This window comes from Micromonospora sp. NPDC047527 (genome assembly GCF_040643015.1).
GTDB lineage: Bacteria > Actinomycetota > Actinomycetes > Mycobacteriales > Micromonosporaceae > Micromonospora.
Genome location: NZ_JBEYTK010000009.1, coordinates 1 through 19,492 on the forward strand (window position 1 = coordinate 1; position 19,492 = coordinate 19,492).

16 protein-coding genes and 1 pseudogene are annotated in these 19,492 nt (G+C 71.2%); 13 read left to right on the forward strand and 4 right to left on the reverse strand.

Translation table 11 applies throughout. The annotated features are described in order from the left end of the window. Positions 1-302: 302 nt before the first annotated feature. The gene (locus ABZ808_RS26775) at positions 303-2,045 is read right to left on the reverse strand and encodes a family 20 glycosylhydrolase (RefSeq protein WP_357011623.1); all 1,743 of its coding nucleotides are present in this window, start codon (positions 2,043-2,045) and stop codon (positions 303-305) included. 311 nt (positions 2,046-2,356) lie between these two features. On the opposite strand from ABZ808_RS26775, the gene ppdK reads away from it, so the two are divergent. After that, entirely contained in the window at positions 2,357-5,065 is a 2,709-nt protein-coding gene (ppdK, locus tag ABZ808_RS26780) for a pyruvate, phosphate dikinase (protein ID WP_357011625.1), read from the forward strand. 51 nt (positions 5,066-5,116) lie between these two features. Here ppdK and ABZ808_RS26785 read toward each other — a convergent pair whose 3' ends face one another. Beyond that, positions 5,117-5,620 (reverse strand): roadblock/LC7 domain-containing protein, encoded by a 504-nt coding sequence (locus ABZ808_RS26785; RefSeq protein ID WP_357011627.1) that lies wholly within the window; start codon positions 5,618-5,620, stop codon positions 5,117-5,119. Between the two features lie 242 nt (positions 5,621-5,862). Here ABZ808_RS26785 and ABZ808_RS26790 point away from each other — a divergent pair, with 242 nt between their 5' ends. From ABZ808_RS26790 to ABZ808_RS26800, 3 genes are all read left to right on the forward strand, one after another. Next, positions 5,863-6,216, forward strand: a complete 354-nt coding sequence (locus tag ABZ808_RS26790; protein ID WP_357011629.1) for a VOC family protein — start codon at positions 5,863-5,865, stop codon at positions 6,214-6,216. 63 nt (positions 6,217-6,279) lie between these two features. Beyond that, a complete protein-coding gene (locus ABZ808_RS26795; RefSeq protein WP_357012002.1) occupies positions 6,280-7,536 on the forward strand; it encodes a deoxyguanosinetriphosphate triphosphohydrolase in 1,257 nt (418 codons plus the stop codon). 14 nt (positions 7,537-7,550) lie between these two features. Continuing rightward, complete coding sequence (locus ABZ808_RS26800; protein WP_357011631.1) at positions 7,551-8,381, forward strand: siderophore-interacting protein; 831 nt, start codon at positions 7,551-7,553, stop codon at positions 8,379-8,381. 7 nt (positions 8,382-8,388) lie between these two features. Here ABZ808_RS26800 and ABZ808_RS26805 read toward each other — a convergent pair whose 3' ends face one another. Beyond that, entirely contained in the window at positions 8,389-9,597 is a 1,209-nt protein-coding gene (locus tag ABZ808_RS26805) for a low temperature requirement protein A (protein ID WP_357011633.1), read from the reverse strand. A gap of 113 nt (positions 9,598-9,710) precedes the next feature. Between ABZ808_RS26805 and dnaG the strand changes: the two are divergent. From dnaG to ABZ808_RS26820, 3 genes and pseudogenes are all read left to right on the forward strand, one after another. Next, positions 9,711-11,613, forward strand: a pseudogene (dnaG, locus tag ABZ808_RS26810) (DNA primase). Then, on the forward strand, positions 11,614-12,150 hold the full coding sequence (locus ABZ808_RS26815) for a hypothetical protein (protein WP_357011635.1): 537 nt from the start codon (positions 11,614-11,616) through the stop codon (positions 12,148-12,150). It begins immediately after the preceding pseudogene. Positions 12,151-12,355: 205 nt separating this feature from the next. Then, entirely contained in the window at positions 12,356-13,288 is a 933-nt protein-coding gene (locus ABZ808_RS26820; RefSeq protein ID WP_357011637.1) for an ABC transporter ATP-binding protein, read from the forward strand. Positions 13,289-13,367: 79 nt separating this feature from the next. Here ABZ808_RS26820 and ABZ808_RS26825 read toward each other — a convergent pair whose 3' ends face one another. Next, positions 13,368-13,595 (reverse strand): flavin reductase, encoded by a 228-nt coding sequence (locus ABZ808_RS26825; RefSeq protein WP_357011639.1) that lies wholly within the window; start codon positions 13,593-13,595, stop codon positions 13,368-13,370. Between the two features lie 432 nt (positions 13,596-14,027). Between ABZ808_RS26825 and ABZ808_RS26830 the strand changes: the two genes are divergently transcribed. The 6 genes from ABZ808_RS26830 to ABZ808_RS26855 all read left to right on the forward strand — a co-directional run bounded on the left by ABZ808_RS26830 (position 14,028) and on the right by ABZ808_RS26855 (position 19,372). Continuing rightward, positions 14,028-14,816, forward strand: coding sequence for a helix-turn-helix transcriptional regulator (locus tag ABZ808_RS26830; RefSeq protein WP_357011641.1), 789 nt, complete (start codon positions 14,028-14,030; stop codon positions 14,814-14,816). Beyond that, positions 14,807-15,001 carry a DUF397 domain-containing protein gene (locus ABZ808_RS26835; protein ID WP_357011643.1) on the forward strand — a complete coding sequence of 65 codons (195 nt, stop codon included), beginning with the start codon at positions 14,807-14,809 and terminating at the stop codon, positions 14,999-15,001. Before ABZ808_RS26830 ends, ABZ808_RS26835 begins: the two co-directional genes overlap by 10 nt. Before the next feature lie 227 nt (positions 15,002-15,228). Then, a complete protein-coding gene (locus ABZ808_RS26840) occupies positions 15,229-16,029 on the forward strand; it encodes an ABC transporter permease (RefSeq protein ID WP_357012004.1) in 801 nt (266 codons plus the stop codon). A 9-nt stretch (positions 16,030-16,038) separates the two neighbouring features. Beyond that, positions 16,039-16,848: an ABC transporter permease gene (locus tag ABZ808_RS26845; protein ID WP_357011644.1), complete on the forward strand. Its 810-nt coding sequence runs from the start codon at positions 16,039-16,041 to the stop codon at positions 16,846-16,848. Between the two features lie 63 nt (positions 16,849-16,911). Next, a complete protein-coding gene (locus tag ABZ808_RS26850; RefSeq protein ID WP_357011646.1) occupies positions 16,912-17,937 on the forward strand; it encodes a YihY/virulence factor BrkB family protein in 1,026 nt (341 codons plus the stop codon). Between the two features lie 256 nt (positions 17,938-18,193). Then, positions 18,194-19,372 (forward strand): ROK family protein, encoded by a 1,179-nt coding sequence (locus ABZ808_RS26855; protein WP_357011648.1) that lies wholly within the window; start codon positions 18,194-18,196, stop codon positions 19,370-19,372. The last annotated feature ends 120 nt before the right edge of the window (positions 19,373-19,492 follow it).

Here is a 19,492-nt window from a genome sequence, read left to right on the forward strand (position 1 = left end):
GGGATCTCACCGGCGGCCCGGGGGGCCTGCTCGGGTGGTCCAGGGGATGTAACCGTCGGGGCCGGCGACTCATTCCACCGCACTCCGGGGGATCTGCCCGGCCTGCCTGGGAGGCTGCTCGGGTGGTCCAGGGGGATGTAACCGGGCCGGTCGGGTGGATGTTCCCGGGCGGCCAACGCCGGTCGGGCCGGGGGCCGCGGCTGTCGTGGTTACCCCCTGTACAACCAGCCGGCCCGGCCCATCATTCCGCCGCCAGCGTGCCGCCGACCACGTTGCGAACGCGCTGAAACCGGATATTCACCTCATCGGGGGCTTGTCGGGTCAGATTGGGTCGCTTCGTGTTGACGGGGGATGGCTGGGACTGCCGGCCAGGGGATCTCGGGCGTGCGGTGGAAGGTGATGCCGGCGGTGGCCCAGCGTGGCCCGTGCCCGGCCAGGCGCTCACGGAACCCGGCCCAGTCGTGCGCCGCCCGGGGTGACCAGCCCAGCTCGGCGATGGCCGGGAGCCGGGGGAGCAGCAGGTACTCGATCTCGGCCAGCGAGGTGACCGATTCGGTCCAGAGCGGCGCCTCCACGCCGAGCACCGCCTCCGCGGGTACGCCGGTGAGGTGTGTGCCCGGATCCCAGTCGTAGGCGGTGCGTACGTCGATCAGGCCGGCCCAGTCGTGCCCGATCGGGGTGTCCGGCGCGTACTTCATGTCCAGGTAGGCGTGGTTGCCGGGGGAGAGGATCAGCCGGGCGCCGCGACGGACCGCGTCGCCGGTGGTGGGGTCTTCGGCGTTCGTGCCCCACCACTGGAGGACCCGCCCGTCGACGTGGGCGGCCGGTGCGAGCTGGTGCCAGCCGACGACGGTCTTGCCGAGGCCGGCGACGATGCGTTGGACCCGCTCCACGAAACCGGTGTAAACCTCGCCCTTGACCTTGAATGCCTCGTCACCGCCGATGTGCAGCCACGGCCCGGGGGTGAGGGCGGCGAGTTCTCCGAGCACGTCGGCGACGAAGTCGTACGTCCGCTCGTCGGCGGGGTCGACGTAGCTGAAGCCGACCTCGGTGCCGGTGTACTGCGGTGGCGCGACCTTGTCCGGTGCCAGTTCGGGGTACGCGACGAGCGCCGAGTTGGTGTGGCCGGGCAGGTCGATCTCCGGCACGACGGTGATGTGCCGGGTGGCGGCGTACTCGACGATCTTTTGGTAGTCGGTCTTCGTGTAGTGCCCGCCGGGGCCGCCGCCCACCTCGGTCGTCCCGCCCAGCGTGGTCAACTTCGGCCAGGAGCCGACGGCGATGCGCCAGCCCTGGTCGTCGGTGAGGTGCAGGTGCAGGTGGTTGAGCTTGTAGCGGGCCAGGTGGTCGATCACCCGCAGCACGTCCTCGACGGCGAAGAAGTGCCGTGCCACGTCGAGCATCGCGCCCCGGTAGGCGAAGCGTGGGCGGTCCACGATGCTGCCGCCGGGCAGCGCCCAGCGTGCGTCGACCGGCGTGGGGCTCTCCACGGCGGCGGGGAGGAGTTGGCGCAGGGTCTGCACGCCGTGGAACAGGCCGGCGGCGGTCTCGGCGGTGATGCGGACCTCGGTGGTGGTCACGTCGAGCCGGTAGCCCTCCGCCCCGAGAGTGGTGGCCGGAGCCGGAGCCGGGGCCGGGGCCGGGGCCGGGGTGGCGGGCGTGTGGGCCAGGGTGAGCGTCAGGTCGCCGGCGGACGCGACCTCGACGCTGTCGGCGACCGGCAGGGGGAACCCGGTCACGGGCCGGAGCAGTTCGGCGAGGTGTTCGGCGACCGCGCGAGCGCCCGGGTGGGCGGTGACCCGGATGGCCGTGTCCCCGGTGAGCAGGAAGGTCGTCGTCGGGTCGGCTTCGACCCGCTCGGGTGCCGGTACGACGGCGTCGAGGCGTACCGGCGGCGGGGTGAGCAGGTTGCTGGCCGCGCGTGTGGCGAGCATGGCCAGGTCGGCGGCGGCCGGCTCGTGCGTGGGCAGCACGGCGGGGTCGGCGGCGGCGGGGACCGTGGGGCTCGGCTCGGGGCCGGTGGCGGCGGATGAGGGGGACGGCACGACGACGCCTCCGGGGGTTATTCGCGTCGGATATGGCAAAAGTGAACTTCAACAGAACCAGTGCCGTCAAGAATACGAGGACCGGTGCGATGCGTGATCGTGCGCGTGGAAGCGTTCCCAATAACCCGTACGAACGCGGATAGTCGTGATGGCTGTGCCTATTGTCACCGAACGGTCCCAGGCCACCCGATGTTCGCTTAACCTTCGCCCACCGATTGACGTCGACGCCGGGATTACCGGCGGTCCGTCCCGGGGTATCAGAAAACTGAACCTTCGTTAAGTGTCCATTCCGGCGCGCGTGGGAGGCTCTGGTGGCAGCGCAAGAGAACGTCGATCACAAGTACGTCTACGACTTCTCCGAGGGAAACAAGGACCTCAAGGACCTGCTCGGCGGCAAGGGCGCCAACCTCGCCGAGATGACGAACCTCGGGCTGCCGGTGCCTCCCGGCTTCACCATCACGACCGAGGCATGTCAGGCGTACCTGGCGACCGGCCAGGAGCCGGACGGCCTCGCCGGGCAGATCGAGCGGCACCTGGAGTCGTTGGAGCGCGCGATGGGCAAGCGCCTCGGCGACCCGCAGGACCCGCTGCTGGTGTCCGTCCGCTCCGGCGCCAAGTTCTCCATGCCGGGCATGATGGAGACCGTCCTGAACGTCGGCCTCAACGACCAGAGCGTCGTCGGTCTCTCCGCCCAGGCGGGGGGCAACGACAGGTTCGCGTGGGACTCCTACCGGCGACTGATCCAGATGTTCGGCAAGACCGTCTGCGAGGTGCCGGGCGAGGAGTTCGAGCACGCGCTGGACGAGGCGAAGAACGCCAAGGGTACGCAGAACGACCTGGACCTGGACGCCGACGACCTGCGTGGGTTGGTCGACGCGTACAAGAAGATCTTCTTGAAGCACACCGGCCGGGACTTCCCGCAGCAGCCCCGCGAACAGCTCGACCTCGCCATCCGGGCGGTCTTCGAGTCGTGGAACGCCGAGCGCGCGGTGCTCTACCGTCGCCAGGAGCGCATCCCGGCCGACCTCGGCACCGCGGTCAACGTGGTGACCATGGTCTTCGGCAATCTCGGCCCCGACTCCGGCACCGGTGTCGCGTTCACCCGCGACCCCGGTAGCGGCGCGCAGGGCATCTACGGCGACTACCTGGCCAACGCCCAGGGCGAGGACGTCGTGGCCGGCATCCGCAACACCGTGCCGTTGCAGGAGTTGGAGCAGCTCGACAAGTCGTCCTACGACGAGCTGCTCTCGATCATGGCGCGGCTGGAGGAGCACTACAAGGACCTCTGCGATATCGAGTTCACCATCGAGCGCGGCAAGCTGTGGATGTTGCAGACCCGGGTCGGCAAGCGCACCGCCGCCGCCGCGTTCGTCATCGCCGGCCAACTCGTCGACGAGGGCCTGATCGACCTGGACGAGGCGCTGCACCGGGTCAACGGCGCGCAGCTCGCGCAGCTCATGTTCCCCCGCTTCCAGCTCGACCACGAGTTCGAGCCGGTCGCCAAGGGCATCGGCGCCTCACCCGGCGCGGCCTCTGGCAAGGTCGTCTTCACCTCCGCGCGGGCCGTCGAGCTGGCCGCCGAGGGGGTGTCGGTGATCCTGGTCCGTCGGGAGACCAACCCGGACGACCTGAACGGCATGATCGCCGCCAAGGGCATTCTCACCTCGCGCGGCGGCAAGACCAGCCACGCCGCCGTGGTGGCCCGGGGGATGGGCAAGACCTGCGTCTCCGGCGCCGACGAGATCGACGTGAACGTGCCCGCGAAGCGGTTCACCGTTGCCGGGCAGACCGTCAACGAGGGCGACGTCGTCTCCATCGACGGCACCACCGGCAAGGTGTACCTCGGCGAGGTGCCGGTCATGCCGTCGGAGGTGGTGCAGTACTTCGAGGGCAGCCTCGACCCCGAGCACATCGACAACGCGCTGGTCCGGGCCGTACACCGGATCATGACGCACGCCGACGGCAAGCGGCGGCTGGCGGTCCGCACGAACGCCGACACCGGCGCGGACGCCGCCCGTGCCCGGCGCTTCGGCGCCGAGGGCATCGGGTTGTGCCGCACCGAGCACATGTTCCTCGGCGACCGGCGGGAGCTGGTCGAGCGGCTGATCCTGGCCCGGGCCGAGGGCGAGCGGGAGGCGGCGCTGGCGGCGCTGCTGCCGTTGCAGCGGGCCGACTTCGAGGAGATCTTCCGCGAGATGGACGGCCTGCCGGTCACCGTCCGGCTGATCGACCCGCCGCTGCACGAGTTCCTGCCGCCGCTGGAGCAGCTCGCCGTGAACGTCGCGGTCGCGCAGGAGCGCGGCGAGGACGTCGCCAAGGAGGAGGCGCTGCTCGCCGCCGTCCGGCGGATGCACGAGGAGAACCCGATGCTCGGGCTGCGGGGCGTACGCCTGGGCCTGGTCATTCCCGGGCTCTTCGCGATGCAGGTCCGGGCCATCGCCGAGGCGGCCGTCACCTCCGCCCGGGAGGGCAGGGTCGCCAAGCCGGAGATCATGGTGCCGCTGGTCGGGGCCGTGCAGGAGCTGGAGACGGTCCGCGCCGAGGCCGAGAAGATCATCGCCGAGGTGGTCGGCGACAGCGGCGTCGAGGTGCTGATCGGCACGATGATCGAGGTGCCCCGGGCGGCGCTGACCGCCGGCCAGATCGCCGAGGCGGCCGAGTTCTTCTCCTTCGGCACCAACGACCTGACCCAAATGGCCTGGGGCTTCTCCCGCGACGACGTCGAGGGCGCGTTCTTCTGGCGCTACCTGGAGCTGGGCATCTTCGGCATCTCACCGTTCGAGTCGATCGACCGCGACGGCGTCGGCCGGTTGGTGCGGATCGCCGCCGAGGAGGGCCGGGCCGCCCGACCCGGGCTGAAGCTCGGCGTCTGCGGTGAGCACGGCGGCGACCCCGACTCGGTGCACTTCTTCCACGAGGTCGGTCTGGACTACGTGTCCTGCTCGCCGTTCCGGGTGCCGGTGGCGCGACTGGAAGCCGGCCGGGCGGTCGTGGAGACCGACGGCTCGGACAGCCGCTGACGCGAGGGCCGGCGGCCGACCCGGGGGACCGGGCCGCCGCCGGCCCGACACTCAGATCGGTGGGCGACGCCAGGTGGGTCGGGCCGAGCGGCGTAGTTGCGTGGGCAGGGTGGCCATCGGGGTACGTACGGCCAGCGGCGCGTGCGCGTCGGGCATCGGCGTGGCCCCGATCCCGCCGCCGCCACAGTTGTCGAGCACCCGGCCGGCCCGGTGGGCCACCGCCCGAGCCTCCTCGTGCAGCCCCCGGAGATCCTCCGCCGACGACACGGTGACCAGGGTCAGCAGGGCGGCGCGCCCGGCCGGATAGGTGACCACGCAACCGGCGGTGGTGCACACCACCGACTCGCGGAAGTCACCCCGCCGGACCGTGTCGGCGACCCGGTTCCCGAGCCCGAAGCTGGCCGCGGCGAGGGCTGCGAGGTGGGTGGCGTCGGTGCTGGGCAGGTCGCTGGAGATGAGCAGCCCGTCGGTGCCGGCCAGCACGGTCCCGGCGATGTCGGGCCGGCGCCGGCGTAGTCCGCGAAGTTCCGTCCCCACCACCGTGTCTGCGTCCACGAACGTCTCCCCTTACCGGTCGGGCTCTGGCTGGTCACGTTCCGCGCTGGGAACGCTACCGGTGGCGACTTCCGGCCGCGAGTGCGTAACCCAGGGCAATCGGGTCACAACTGTCAGCCAATCGGCCGTTGTGGACCTGCCGTCGCTGCGTCGTGGGCGCGTCGAGCGGCATCGGCGGGCGTAATCTTGGCTCGCTCACGCGCAGCCGATTGCGTGCGCCGCCGACGGGGAAAGGTGACTGCATGACCAGCGTCTGGGAGAGCCTGACCATCGATGCCCGCGATCCGGCCCGGCTGGCCCGCTGGTGGGCGGAGGCCCTCGGCTATCAGGTCGTCGCCGAGAAACCGGACGAGGTGGAGATCCGACAGGCCGCCGACCGTCTCCCCGGCCTGGTCTTCGTGCCGGACGCCGACGGCAAGCAACGCAAGAACCGGCTGCACCTCGACCTGCGCCCCGCCGACCGGGAGGCCGAGGTCGAGCGCCTGGTCGACATGGGCGCCCGGCACGTCGACATCGGCCAGGGCGATGTCGATTGGACGGTGCTGGCCGACCCGGAGGGCAACGAGTTCTGCGTCCTCCGCGAGCGCGAGGAGTGAGCCGGGTTTGCGAGCCCCGCAGTCGCGAGCATCAGCGAATCAGTGAGCGCGCGGAGTGACCGGTTGACCGCTCCGGCGGACGCTCGACTGGTCGAGGAGCCGCCCAAGGACACCGGTCACCGACGGTCGCCGTACGAGCGTGACCGTGCCCGGGTGCTGCACTCCGCGGCGTTCCGGCGTCTGGCCACCAAGACCCAGGTGCACACCGCCGGCACTGACGACTTCCTGCGTACCCGGTTGACCCATTCGCTGGAGGTGGCCCAGATCGCCCGGGAGATGGGTGCCCGGCTGGGCTGTGACCCGGACGTGGTGGATGTCGCCGGGCTGGCCCACGACCTCGGGCATCCGCCGTTCGGGCACAACGGTGAGGCGGCGCTGGACCTGCTCGCCACGCCCTGCGGTGGCTTCGAGGGCAACGCGCAGACGCTGCGGGTGCTGACCCGGTTGGAGGCGAAGGTGCTCGCCCCGGACGGCTCGTCCGCCGGGCTGAACCTGACCCGGGCGTCGCTCGACGCGATCGGCAAGTACCCCTGGCTGCGCCGTCCCGGGCAGCGCAAGTTCGGGGTGTACGCCGACGACGCGGTGGTCTTCGAGTGGCTCCGCCTCGGTGCTCCGGGCGACCGGCGTTGCCTGGAGGCGCAGGTGATGGACTGGGCCGACGACGTCGCGTACTCGGTGCACGACGTGGAGGACGGCATCCACGGCGGCTACGTCACGTTGCGCCCGCTGCTCGCCGATGCCGACGAGCGGGCCGCGCTCTGCGCCGACGTGGTCGCCGCCTATTCCGGGGAGTCGGCGGACGACCTGGCCGGGGTGCTGGTCGACCTGCTGGCTGACCCGCTGCTCGCCCCGCTCGCCGGGTATGACGGCAGTCATCGTGCACAGGTCGCGCTGAAGACCACCACCAGCGGTCTGACCGGCCGGTTCGTGTCCGCGGCGGTGACCGCCACCGAGGAGCGGTTCGGCCCCGGCCCGCATCGTCGCTACGCCGCCGATCTGGTGGTGCCGAGGCGTGTTCGCGCCCAGTGTGCACTGCTGAAGGGCATCGCGCTGCGCTACGTGATGCGTCGTAGCGGCTTCCGGGGCCGCTACGAGCGGCAGCGGACGATGCTGGCGGAGTTGGTGGCCGCGCTGGTCCGGCGGGCGCCGGACGGGCTCGACCCGGTCTTCGCCCCGCTGTGGCGGGCCGCCCCCGACGACGCCGCCCGGCTGCGCGTGGTGATCGACCAGGTCGCCTCGCTCACCGACCCGGCGGCGGTGACCTGGCACACCCGCCTGGTCGGCGATCGCATACCTCCGGTGGACACCACGGCGACTTAGGTTAGCCTAAGCACATGACGGAACGCCCCAGGAACGTCACCTCGGCCCGGGTACTGCGCACCGAGCGGCCCACCCCGCACCTGATCCGGCTCGTTCTCGGCGGGGAGGAGTTGGCTGGCCTTCCGGTCGGCGAGTTCACCGACCACTACGTCAAGCTGGTCATCCCGCAGCCCGGCGTGACGTACCCGCAGCCGCTGGACCTCGCCGCGATCCGCCGAGACCTGCCCCAGCAGCAGTGGCCCCGGCAGCGCGCGTACACCGTGCGGCGCTGGGACGCCCTCGCCGGGGAGATGACCATCGACGTGGTGCACCACGGCGACGTGGGGCTGGCGGGCCCGTGGGTCGCCGCGCTGCGACCGGGCGACCCGGTGCACTTCCTCGGCCCCGGCGGGGCGTACGCGCCGAGCCCGAGCGCGGACTGGCACCTTCTGGTCGGCGACGAGAGCGCGCTGCCGGCCATCGGCGCGGCGCTGGAGCGGCTGCCGCTGGGCGCCCCGGCGAAGGTCTTCGTCGAGATCGCCGACGCGGCCGACGAGCAGGAGCTGCTCAGCCCCGGCGCGGTCGAGCTGAGCTGGCTGCACCGGGGCGACCGCCCGGTGGGCGAGGCGCTGGTGGCGGCGGTGCGGGAGCTGGAGTTCCCCCCGGGTCAGGTGCACGCCTTCGTGCACGGCGAGGCCACCTTCGTCCGGGAGTTGCGTCGACTGCTGCGGGTCGAGCGCGGGGTGACCGCCGACCAGTTGTCCATCTCCGGCTACTGGCGGCGCGGCATGGACGACGAGGGCTGGCGCTCCACGAAGGCCGACTGGAACCGGCAGGTCGAGGCCGAGGAGCCGGCCGTCGCCTGAGGGCACGTCAGCCCTCGGCCACGTCCTGCGACTCCCGGCCAGCCCTGTTCAGGCGGCGGGTGAGCAGGACGGCGTACCCGACGATCGCCGCCGCGAGCAGGAACAGCAGCAGGCGTGGCTCGCGTACCGTCACGGCGATCAGGCTGACCGAGGCCACCCCGTAGCCGGTGATCGCCAGCCGGAGGGCGTTCGGAGGGCTCCACAGCCAGTACAGGGCCAGCCCGCAGAGCATCCAGACGACCACCGAACCAGCCATCAGCAGCCGTAACTCGGGCGGCACCCGACCCGCGTCGTCGTCGACGAGCCGGACCACCTGCCCGAGCGCCCAGCCGAGCACCAGCAGCGCCCCGTCGAGCGGGACGTGCAGGTAGCTGTACGCCTGCCCGCCCCGCAGTCGACTCGCCACCAGGTGGGTGGTGACGAACGTGGTGTAGATCCACCAGATCGCGGCCGGCACCAGGAAAGCGATTCCGGCGGTGAGGATCATGTGCGGCCGGGGGTGGTCCGGCACCGCGAAGAGCAGGCTCGCCAGCGCGCTGCCCAGCACGATGATGGTGAACTGCCCGATCCGCTCCGGAAGGTGCCGGTTGTCCACCGGCCACTTGTCGAGCCGACGCCTGCCGATCCACGGCGCGGCGAGTTCGATGATCATGGCGACGATCCACAGCGCGGGCCGGTGGCGGGCGGGCACCACCAGCGAGGCCGACCAGATCAGCCAGCCCGCCCCGAAGCCAGTCAGATAGACGGTGGTCACCGTGCGGGCCTGCGGGCTGGTCGGCCGCGCCCGAAGGTAGAGCACGAGCAGCACACCCCGGACGATCAGGTACCCGACGGGCAGGAGCACGCTCTCCGGCACCTCGTCCACGCCGAGCGTCATGGTGCCGGCACCGACCAGGGCGACCAGCACCAGCACCCGGTGCGGCGCGTCGTCCGGGTCGAAGCGGGTGTCGTAGTAGACCTGCCCCACCCACGCCCACTGGATGACCACGAAGAGTCCGCCGACGGCGGCCACCGCGCTCGGCGCCGGGGTCGGGTCGTTACCCAGCCGGGCCGTCACCGCCGCGAGCGCGTACACGAAGATGACGTCGAGGAAGAGTTCCAGCCAGGTGGCGTGCCGGTGGCCCGCCTCGTCCGACTGGGGTCCGATGTCGCGCAGGCCCAGCCGGCCGGCCACCCGTCCGGGCCGGAAGACGAGGTCGGTCCGTACCCTGCGCATCTGGTCATGGTCCCCGCGCGGGCCCGGCGGCGGGGTCGGAACCGGCGACCCGATGGCGGCCGCCGCCACACCGGCGTCCCCCGCCCGGCGCGTCGTCGGTCCCGCAGGGCAGGATGTACGCGGAGGGGGTGGCGAATGGCTGGGCGGATCCGGGACGAGGACATCGCACTGGTCCGGGAACGCACCTCGATCGGGGATGTGATCTCCGAGACCGTCACCCTGAAGTCCGCTGGCGGCGGCAACCTCAAGGGCCTGTGCCCGTTCCACGACGAGAAGAGCCCGTCGTTCAACGTGTCGCCGGCCCGCAACGTCTGGTACTGCTTCGGCTGCGGCGCGGGCGGCGACGCGATCAAGTTCCTGATGGACGCCGAGCACCTCAGCTTCGTCGAATCCGTCGAGCGGCTGGCCGGCCGCGCCGGCATCCAACTGCGCTACGTCCAGGACGACGGGAACACGCCGCGCCCCCGCCCCCAGCAGGGTCAGCGTCAGCGTCTGGTCGCCGCGCACGCCGCCGCGGTCGAGTTCTACCGGGCGCAGCTCAGCACCGCCGGTGCCCGGCCGGCGCGGGAGTTCCTGGCCCAACGGGGCTTCGACCGGGCCGCCGCCGAGCGCTACGGCTGCGGCTTCGCGCCCGAGGGCTGGGACCTGCTCACCAAGCACCTGCGTCAGCAGGGCTTCACGCACCAGGAGTTGGTCACCGCCGGGCTGTCCCGCGAGTCGCGCTCCGGCACGCTTATCGACCGGTTCCGCCGCCGGCTGCTCTGGCCGATCCGTGACCTCGCCGGCGACGTGATCGGCTTTGGCGCGCGCAAGCTCTTCGACGACGACGACGGCCCGAAATACCTCAACACCCCCGAGACGCCGATCTACAAGAAGTCGCACGTGCTCTACGGCATCGACCAGGCCAAGCGGGAGATCGCCAAGCAGGGCCGGGCGGTGATCGTCGAGGGCTACACCGACGTGATGGCCTGCCACCTCGCCGGGGTGACCACGGCCGTCGCGACCTGCGGCACCGCTTTCGCCGCGGACCACATCTCTGTTCTGCGTCGGCTCCTGTTCGACAGCGACGAGGTGGCCGGGGAGATCATCTTCACCTTCGACGGTGATGCCGCCGGCCAGAAGGCCGCGCTGCGCGCCTTCGAAGATGACCAGCGCTTCGTCGGGCGCACGTTCATCGCGGTCAGCCCCGACAACATGGACCCGTGCGATCTGCGGCTGGCCAAGGGCGACCTGGCCGTGCGGGACCTGGTCGCCCGCCGCGAGCCGCTCGTCGACTTCGCGCTGCGCCACGTGATCAGCCGCTTCGACCTGGACACCGTCGATGGCCGGGTCGAGGCGATGCGCCACGCCGCGCCGCTGGTCGCGCAACTCAAGGACCGGGAGAAACGCCCGGAGTACGTCCGCAAGCTCGCCATGGACCTCGGCATGGAGATCGAGCCGGTGCAGCGGGCGGTGCTGGCCGCCGCCAACGCCCCGCAGCCCGGTGCCCGGGACTCGGCGCCTCCGGCCCGCCCCGCACAGGGCCGCCCCGAGCCGGCGATGGACAGCCCGCAGTCGATGGTCGAGCGGGAGGCGTTGAAGCTCGCCCTCCAGCAGCCCGTGCTGGCCGGGCCGATGTTCGACGCGGTCGAGGCGACCGAATACCGGCACCCGGTGCACGTCGCCGTGCGGACGGCCATCGCGGCGGCCGGTGGGGTCGTGTCGGCGACCGGCGGCGCGGTCTGGATCGAGTCGGTCCGCGACGCGTGCGACGACCTGGCGTCGGCGGCGCTGGTCGGCGAGTTGGCGGTGGAGCCGCTGCGGATCGACGGCGAGCCCGACCCCCGCTACGTGTCGATCACCATGGCCCGGGTGCAGTTCGGGTCGGTCACGGCCCGGATCCGGGACCTCAAGTCACGGATCCAGCGGATCAACCCGGTCAACAACAAGGACGAGTACTTCGCCGCTTTCGGCGAACTGCTGTCGCTCGAGCAACACGCCCGGGCGCTGCGCGAGCAGGCCGCGGGAGGGCTGTAGATGGGACTGTTCAGCCGCAAACCCAAGCTGCCTCCGGCCGACCGGCCGCCCCTGGCCCGCGACGAGCGGGTGCTCGCGTGGGCGGCGGCGGGCAACGGCGAGGGCGACGGAGTGGTGGTGGCCAGCAACCTCGGGTTGTGGCTGCCCGGTCGGGGGCACCGCCTCGGCTGGCACGACATCCTCAAGGCGGTCTGGTCCGGCCGACAGTTGACCGTCACGCCCGCCGAGCCGGTCGTCGAGCGCGACGGCTACACGGTGGTCGTCGACGGCCCGGCCGAGACGTACCTGCTGCTCGACCCGGGTGACCTGCCGCATCAGGTGCGGGCCCGGGTGACCCGGTCGGTCGCGTACACCGAGCACCACCCGGCGCCCGGCGGCGCGGTCCGGGTCGCGGCCCGGCGCACGGCCGGCGTGGACGGTCTGACCTGGACAGTCCGCCTCGACCCGGGCACCCCACCCGACGACGCGGCCCTGCACGCCGAGACGGACCGCCTGGTCACCGCAGCCCGCGCGGCGACAGCGCCAACCGACGCGTAGCCCTCCGCGCCCCCGCGCCCTCGCGCCCCCCGCGCCCCCGCCCCCGCCCGCCCCGCGATCTTGCACTTCCTGTCTCGACATAAGGGAAAATTCGGCACGAATCAGCGACCAAAAGTGCAAGATCGGCGGGGCTTGGGGGCGGGGCTTGGGGCGGGGGCCTGGAATTTGCGTGGAGGGTGTCGGAGCTCGGCGTTAGGGTCGGGCGGTGACTTCGGGGCGATCGCTGATTCAGGCTCGGGGGCTGGTGAAGCGGTTCGGCGACTTCACCGCCGTGGACGGCATCGACGTCGACGTGCGCTCGGGTGAGGCGTTCGGCTTCCTCGGGCCCAACGGCGCCGGCAAGTCCTCCACCATGCGGATGATCGGCTGCACCTCCCCGCCGAGCGGCGGTGACCTGCGCATCCTCGACCTGGATCCGGTCCGCGACGGGCCGGCGATCCGGGCGCGGCTCGGCGTGTGCCCACAGATGGACAATCTCGACCCGGAGCTGACGGTCCGGGAAAACCTCACCGTCTACGCCCGCTACTTCGGCATCTCGCGCCGGGCGGCCCGGGAGCGGGCCGCCGAGCTGCTCGATTTCGTCCAGCTCACCGAGCGGGCCGACAGCAAGGTCGAGCCGCTCTCCGGCGGGATGAAACGCCGGCTCACCATCGCCCGCGCCCTGGTGAACGACCCGGCGATCGTGCTGCTCGACGAGCCGACCACCGGGCTCGACCCACAGGCCCGGCACCTGGTGTGGGAGCGGCTGTTCCGGCTCAAGCAGCAGGGCGTCACGCTGGTGCTCACCACGCACTACATGGACGAGGCCGAGCAGCTCTGCGACCGACTGGTCGTGATGGACGGCGGGCGGATCGTCGCCGAGGGCTCACCCCGGGCGTTGATCGAGCAGCACTCCACCCGTGAGGTGGTCGAGTTGCGCTTCGCCGCCGAGTCGCAGGAGCCGTTCGCGGGCAAGCTCGCCGGGCTGGGGGAGCGGGTCGAGGTGCTGCCCGACCGGGTTCTGCTCTACGTGCCCGACGGCGACGCGGCGGTCACCGAGGTCTCCGCGTTGGGGCTCAACCCGGCCAACGTGTTGGTGCGCCGCAGCGGCCTGGAAGACGTCTTCCTGCACCTGACCGGCCGCACCCTGGTCGACTGACGGGCTGCCCGCCGATCGTCGGCAGCCCAGCAGGAGTCCTCGCGACGTCTCGTCCTGCTGAGCTGCCAACGACCATGATTCAGCGGGCTCTGGCCCAGGTGAGGAAGCGGTCGGTCAGCCGGTCCTGTCCCGCGAGGTCGCCGGTCGCCTCGTTGAGCAGCGTGGCGAGGTAGATGAGCAGGCCGGTCCGGTTCTCGCGATACTCGCCGAGCAGCGCCAGACGAGCGGGCGAGCAGGGCCATGCGGCGCCGCAGACCCGGCACCGCCAGGACGGGCGTGCCGCCACGTGCGGCTCGTAGCGAGGCATCAGTGCGCGTCCCGACCCGGAGTCGACCCACGACCTCCGTTCGCCCGCCACTGCTGCGCCCGGGTCAGCCGGCCCGGGCGACCCGGCCCGTCGAGCGGGAAGACCTCGGTCGGGGCGGTCGCCCAGCTCGGAAGCTCTGTGGGCGTACGTCGGGGAAGCGCGGCGGGTGGGGACGGGCGGTGGCATCGCCAGAACCGGAGTCGCACGAGGGAACCTCCATCGGATGAGTGGGAGCGCCCCGGACCATGTGGTCACGGGACGCTCCCGGCCTGGTTCCGCCCGCCGTCCGATCCCGTGAGCGGTTCCGCTGCGTGACAGTCTGGTGAGGACCCGACTACGGTGGGAGGTTCCGCACGCCGACGACCAGCGCGTACGACGATCGGCCCGGCGCGGTACGAGGATGTACGGAGGCTGTCCGTGGAGAGTTCGTCCATGCTGGAGCACTTCGCGGAGGAGTTGCGGCTGGCGCGGGCCGCAGGTGGCATGTCACAGGCGGCGCTGGCCGAGGCGTTGAGCTATTCGGGTGCGTTGGTCGCCAAGGTGGAGACGTCCGAGCGCCGGCCGAGTCTGGACTTCGCGCGTCGGTGTGACGTCGTGTTCGCCACCGACGGCCGGTTCGAGCGCATCCAGCGGCGGATCAGCCGGGAGGCCGTGGTGCCCTGGTTCCGCGACTGGGCCGGCATCGAGCAGGAAACGACGGCCCTGCGCTCGTTCGAGCCGCTGTGTGTGCCAGGTCTGTTGCAGACCGAGGGGTACGCTCGCGCACTACTGACCGGTGGCGGGTTGTTCGCGCCGGACGAAGTCGAGCAACAGGTGGCAACCCGACTGGACCGTCAGGGACTGCTCACCCGCGACCGGCCTCCGCTGCTCACTGCCGTAATCGACGAGTACGTGCTGCGCCGCACTGTCGGCGGGCCGGGGGTCATGCGCGAGCAAATTCAGCACCTCGTAAAACTCGCCTCGGCGTTCCCCCGGGTTCGAATCCAGGTAGTGCCAACCCCTGCCGGTGCTTACGCTGGCCTCGGGGGACCATTTGTGATCGCTAGCTCGTCGCAGGGGGATGATCTTGTCTACCTCGCTGGCCAGCGCCACGGACAGGTCATTGACCGTGCCGAGTACGTCCGTCAGATGGTCGAGGTGTGGGAGTCCATCCGCGGTGAGGCACTATCGCACAGGCAGTCCCTCGATCTAATGGCGGAAGTGGCGGAGACATGGATTTGACCGGCGCCAGGTGGCGCAAGAGCATCCGTAGCGGCCCGGATGGCGGCAACTGTGTGGAGGTGGCCGACAACCTCCCGGGCGTGGTGGCCGTCCGCGACTCGAAGGACCCGGGTGGCCCGGCGCTGGTCTTCACGCCCGACGCCTGGCGCGCGTTCGTCGGGTCTGCCGCCGTCCGCGCGGCCTGATCGACTCCAGGTCGCCGACACGGGGGTGTCCGGGCGGCGGGATGGCGCCACATCGCCGATGTGGAGTGGATCATCGCGCTGACCCGCCGCGAGCACGTGGTGCCGCCACCCGAAACCCGAGCGACACGCCGCCGGGGTCGTCGTAGGGTGACCGGCGGTCTGTCGTACCCCGGAGGTAGACAGATCGTGGCGGTCGGCATGGCGGGGGCGGGGTGGTCGTGGTGGGCGTGGCGGGATCGACGCGGGAGCGCGTTCGGCCGGGGTTGCCACGGGTGGCGGCGTTCGCCGTGTTCGAGCACTACCTGGTGGGTCTGCGACGCACCTGGCGGGCGGGGGTGTTCTCCTCGTTCCTGCTGCCGGTGCTCACCGTGCTCGGGTTCGGGCTCGGCGTCGGCGCCTACATCGACCAGGGCGTCGGTGGGGTGCGTTACCTCGACTGGCTGGTCCCCGGGCTGATCGCCTCGACCGCGTTGCAGGGGACCGTCGGCGACTCGACATGGCCGGTGTTCAGCAACTTCCAGTGGGTCAAGACCTATTTCGCGCAGAGCGCCTCGCCGCTGCGGGTGGGCGACATCCTGGCCGGGCACCTGGCCTTCGTGCTGTTCCGGGTGCTCACCACGATCGTGGCGTTTCTGCTGGTCACCGGGTTGTTCGGGGCGTTGCGGTCGCCGTGGGCGGTGGTGACCCTGCCGGTGGTGGCGCTGCTCGCGCTGGCCGTGGCCGGGCCGACCTTCGCGTTCACCGCGTCGGTGTCCACCGACAGTTGGCTGGCGATGCTGTTCCGGTTCGCGGTCATCCCGATGACGCTCTTCGCCGGGGTGTTCTTCCCGGTCGAGTCGCTGCCCGACGCGCTGCGCTGGCTGGCGTACGTGACGCCGCTGTGGCACGCCGTCGACCTGTGCCGCGCGGCCACGCTCGGCGTCGCCCCACAGTGGTCGGTCGTCGGGCACCTGCTCTACCTGGGGGCGTGGTCGCTCGCCGGTTGGCTGCTGGCGCTGCGGGCGTTCCGCCGCAAGCTCGTCGTCTAGGGAGGCTTCGTGATCACGCTGGTTCTGCCCCGGCTGGTCGACGTCTCGGCCGCGTCCCGGCGGTCGGGCTCAGTGGTCGAGCGCAATGTGGCGGCGCTGAAGTCGGTCTACTGGCTGCTGCTGCTCTCGGGCTTTCTGGAGCCGCTGCTCTACCTGCTCTCCATCGGGGTGGGTGTCGGGTCACTGGTCGGCGACCTGCCGTTGCCCGACGGGCGGCTGGTGTCGTACGCCGAGTTCGTGGCGCCGGCGATGCTGGCCGCCTCCGCGATGACCGGGGCGCTCGCGGAGACCACCTTCAATTTCTTCGGCAAGATGAAGTACATGAAGCTGTACGACGGGATGATCGCCACCCCGGTACGGCCGTTCGAGATCGCCCTGGGTGAGCTGAGCTGGGCGATGTTGCGGGGCAGCGCCTACTCGGCGGCGTTCCTCGCGGTGATGGTCGCGCTGGATCTGACCACCGTCGCCCGTGCGCTGACCGCCCTTCCGGCCGCGGTGCTGGTCGGGTTCGCGTTCGGCGGGCTCGGCATGGCGCTGTCCACGTTCATGCGCAGCTGGCAGGATTTCGACCTGATGGCCTCGGGCCAGTTCACGCTGTTTCTCTTCTCGGGCACGTTCGTGCCGGCGCAGGCGTACCCGACCCTGCTGCACTGGCTGATCGAGATCACGCCGCTGTACCGGGCGGTGCACCTGATCCGCGGTGTCACGCTCGGCGTCGGCGGCTGGTCCTGGCTGCTCGACGTGCTCTACCTGCTGGTGATGCTGGCGATCGGCCTGCTGGTGGCCTCGCGCCGGATGGGCAGGTTCCTCTACCGGTAGGGGTTATCCGCCGCCGTCCACGGGGCATGTCGGAGGCGACACCACCGACGATGAGGAGGGGCGATGGCCTCGGACGAGTCTTCCGCCCACCGGGAGCAGGAGCGTGATTCCGGCAGCGGGCCGGTCGGCCCTGACGCGGGCCCGGACAGCCCCACCGACCTGCCCGGCAGCGGCTGGAAGGCGGCACTGCGCCGGACGGTCAGCGAGTTCCAGGACGACAGCCTGACCGACTGGGCGGCGGCGCTGACCTACTACGGCGTGCTGTCCATCTTCCCGGGGCTGCTGGTGCTGATCTCCCTCCTCGGTCTGCTCGGCGAAAGTGCCACCGACGGCGTCCGGGACACCGTCGACCAGGCGGTGCCGAACGACAGCATCCAGAAGATCATCAACGACGCGATCGGCACCGCGCAGGACAACGGCGGCCTGGCCAGCCTCGCGGCGATCATCGGTCTGGTGGCCGCGTTCTGGTCCGCGTCCGGTTACATCGGCGCGTTCATGCGCGCCTCGAACACCATTTACGACGTGCCCGAGGGGCGGCCGATCTGGAAGACGCTGCCGATCCGGCTGGGCGTGACCGCGGTGATCGGGGTGCTGCTGCTGGCCAGCGCGGTGATCGTGGTCTTCACCGGCCGTCTCGCCGAGGCGGTCGGGGATGTGGTCGGCCTCGGCTCGACAGCGGTCACGGTGTGGGACATCGCCAAGTGGCCGGTGCTGCTGATCCTGGTCAGCCTGATATTCGCGATCCTCTACTGGGCCTCGCCGAACGCCCGGCACGGCGGGTTCCGCTGGGTCAGCCCGGGTGGCGTGCTGGCCGTGGTGATCTGGCTGGTGATCTCCGGGCTGTTCGCGCTCTATGTGAGCAACTTCGGCTCGTACAACAAGACGTACGGGGCGCTGGCCGGCGTGATCATCTTTTTGGTCTGGCTCTGGCTGAGCAACATCGCGATCCTGCTGGGCGCCGAGTTCGATGCCGAGTTGGAGCGTGGTCGGGCCATCGAGGCGGGCCACCCCGCCGACGACGAGCCGTACGTCGAGCTGCGCGACGACCGCAAGCTTCGCAAGAAGCGGAACGCGGCCGGCAGTCACTGACCTGCCCGCTATCGCCCCACCACCCGCAGATCGGGTGGTGGGGCGGTTTTCTGCCCGGCGCCGGGTGCGGACCGCGAGCGGACAAGAACTTTCGGTCATCCTTTCCTTGATCGACTAGTAGCTTTTGTTCCTTCGGACAGAAGTTGGGGACCAGATCGGCCGAAGCTCTGGACACGCGGTACGGAACGCTCCTACTGTGTCGGACACAACACCTCGACGTTGCGTCGATGTGAACGAGGTCGAAGAGGTGAGTCCGGTGCGGACCGTCGAGCCCCTGCACGTCCGACTGTTGCGGTTGCTCCGCGACGAGGGGGCCGTGTCCCGCGCCGAGTTGGGCGACCGGCTCCAGATGCCCCGCCCCCGGCTCCTGGCCGAGTTGGATCGCCTGGTGGCCCTGGGTTACGTCGCCGAGGCCGGCCTCGCCGCGTCGCGCGGCGGGCGTCGATCCACCCTGGTCGAGCTGAACCCGAAGCTGCGCTTCGCGGGCGTCGACCTGGGCGCCAGCTCGATCGACATCGAGGTGGTCAACGGCCGCCTCGAACCGGTGGCCCACTACGCCGAGGCGGCCGACATCCGCAACGGACCCAAGGTGACCCTGCAACGGGTCAACGAGCTGCTGCACAAGGCCCGGGTCGACGGCGCGTACGAGCGGCTGGACGCGGTGGGCATCGGGGTGCCGGGGCCGGTCAGCTTCCGCGACGGCGTACCGGTCTCGCCGCCCATCATGCCCGGCTGGGACCGCTTCCCGGTGCGCGAGTTGCTCAGCCGGGAGCACGGCTGCCCGGCGGTGGTCGACAACGACGTCAACATCATGGCGATCGGCGAGCGTCACGGCGGGGTGGCCCACTCGGTGGACGACTTCCTCTTCGTGAAGATCGGCACCGGCATCGGGTGCGGCATCTACCTCACCGGCGAGGTCTACCGGGGCACCGACGGCTGCGCCGGGGACATCGGCCACATCCAGGTCGACGCCCACGGGCCGATGTGCTCCTGCGGCAACGTCGGTTGCCTGGAAGCCCTGTTCAGCGGTGCCGCGCTGGCCAAGGACGCCGCCGCCGCCGCACGCAGCGGGGCGTCGCCGGCGCTGGCCGAGCGTCTGGGTCTGCGGGGTGCGGTGACCGCACTGGACGTCGCCGAGGGCGCCGTCGAGGGGGACACGACCTGCATCCAACTGATCCGTGACGGCGGGCGGCGGGTCGGCGGAGTGCTCGCCGGCCTGGTCAGCTTCACCAACCCGTCGATGATCGTCATCGGCGGCGGGTTGGCCCAGCTCGGGCACATCCTGCTCGCCGAGATCCGCAGCGTGGTCTACCGCCGGTCGCTGCCCCTGGCCACCGGCAACCTGCCCGTCGTGCTGTCCGAGCTTGGCGGCCGGGCGGGTGTCGCCGGCGCGGCCGTGCTCGCCAGCGATGTCGCATTCGGGGAAGCATCGTGAGCGCGAGGAGCGAGCCGGGTTTGCGAGCCCCGCAGTCGCGAGCAGCAGCGGATCAGCGAGCGCGAGGAGCGAGCCGGTGAGCGAGGAGGAGCCTGTGGTCCATCCTGATGAGTCCGTCGC

What these genes read in the sequence shown, in the direction of transcription:
- ABZ808_RS26790 (WP_357011629.1), top strand. Translation starts at nt 5,863, where the DNA reads ATGACCAGCGTCTGGGAGAGCCTGACCATCGATGCCCGCGATCCGGCC.
- ABZ808_RS26800 (WP_357011631.1), top strand. Translation starts at nt 7,551, where the DNA reads ATGACGGAACGCCCCAGGAACGTCACCTCGGCCCGGGTACTGCGCACC.
- ABZ808_RS26805 (WP_357011633.1), bottom strand. Translation starts at nt 9,597, where the DNA reads ATGCGCAGGGTACGGACCGACCTCGTCTTCCGGCCCGGACGGGTGGCC.
- ABZ808_RS26815 (WP_357011635.1), top strand. Translation starts at nt 11,614, where the DNA reads ATGGGACTGTTCAGCCGCAAACCCAAGCTGCCTCCGGCCGACCGGCCG.
- ABZ808_RS26825 (WP_357011639.1), bottom strand. Translation starts at nt 13,595, where the DNA reads ATGCCTCGCTACGAGCCGCACGTGGCGGCACGCCCGTCCTGGCGGTGC.
- ABZ808_RS26830 (WP_357011641.1), top strand. Translation starts at nt 14,028, where the DNA reads ATGCTGGAGCACTTCGCGGAGGAGTTGCGGCTGGCGCGGGCCGCAGGT.
- ABZ808_RS26835 (WP_357011643.1), top strand. Translation starts at nt 14,807, where the DNA reads ATGGATTTGACCGGCGCCAGGTGGCGCAAGAGCATCCGTAGCGGCCCG.
- ABZ808_RS26850 (WP_357011646.1), top strand. Translation starts at nt 16,912, where the DNA reads ATGGCCTCGGACGAGTCTTCCGCCCACCGGGAGCAGGAGCGTGATTCC.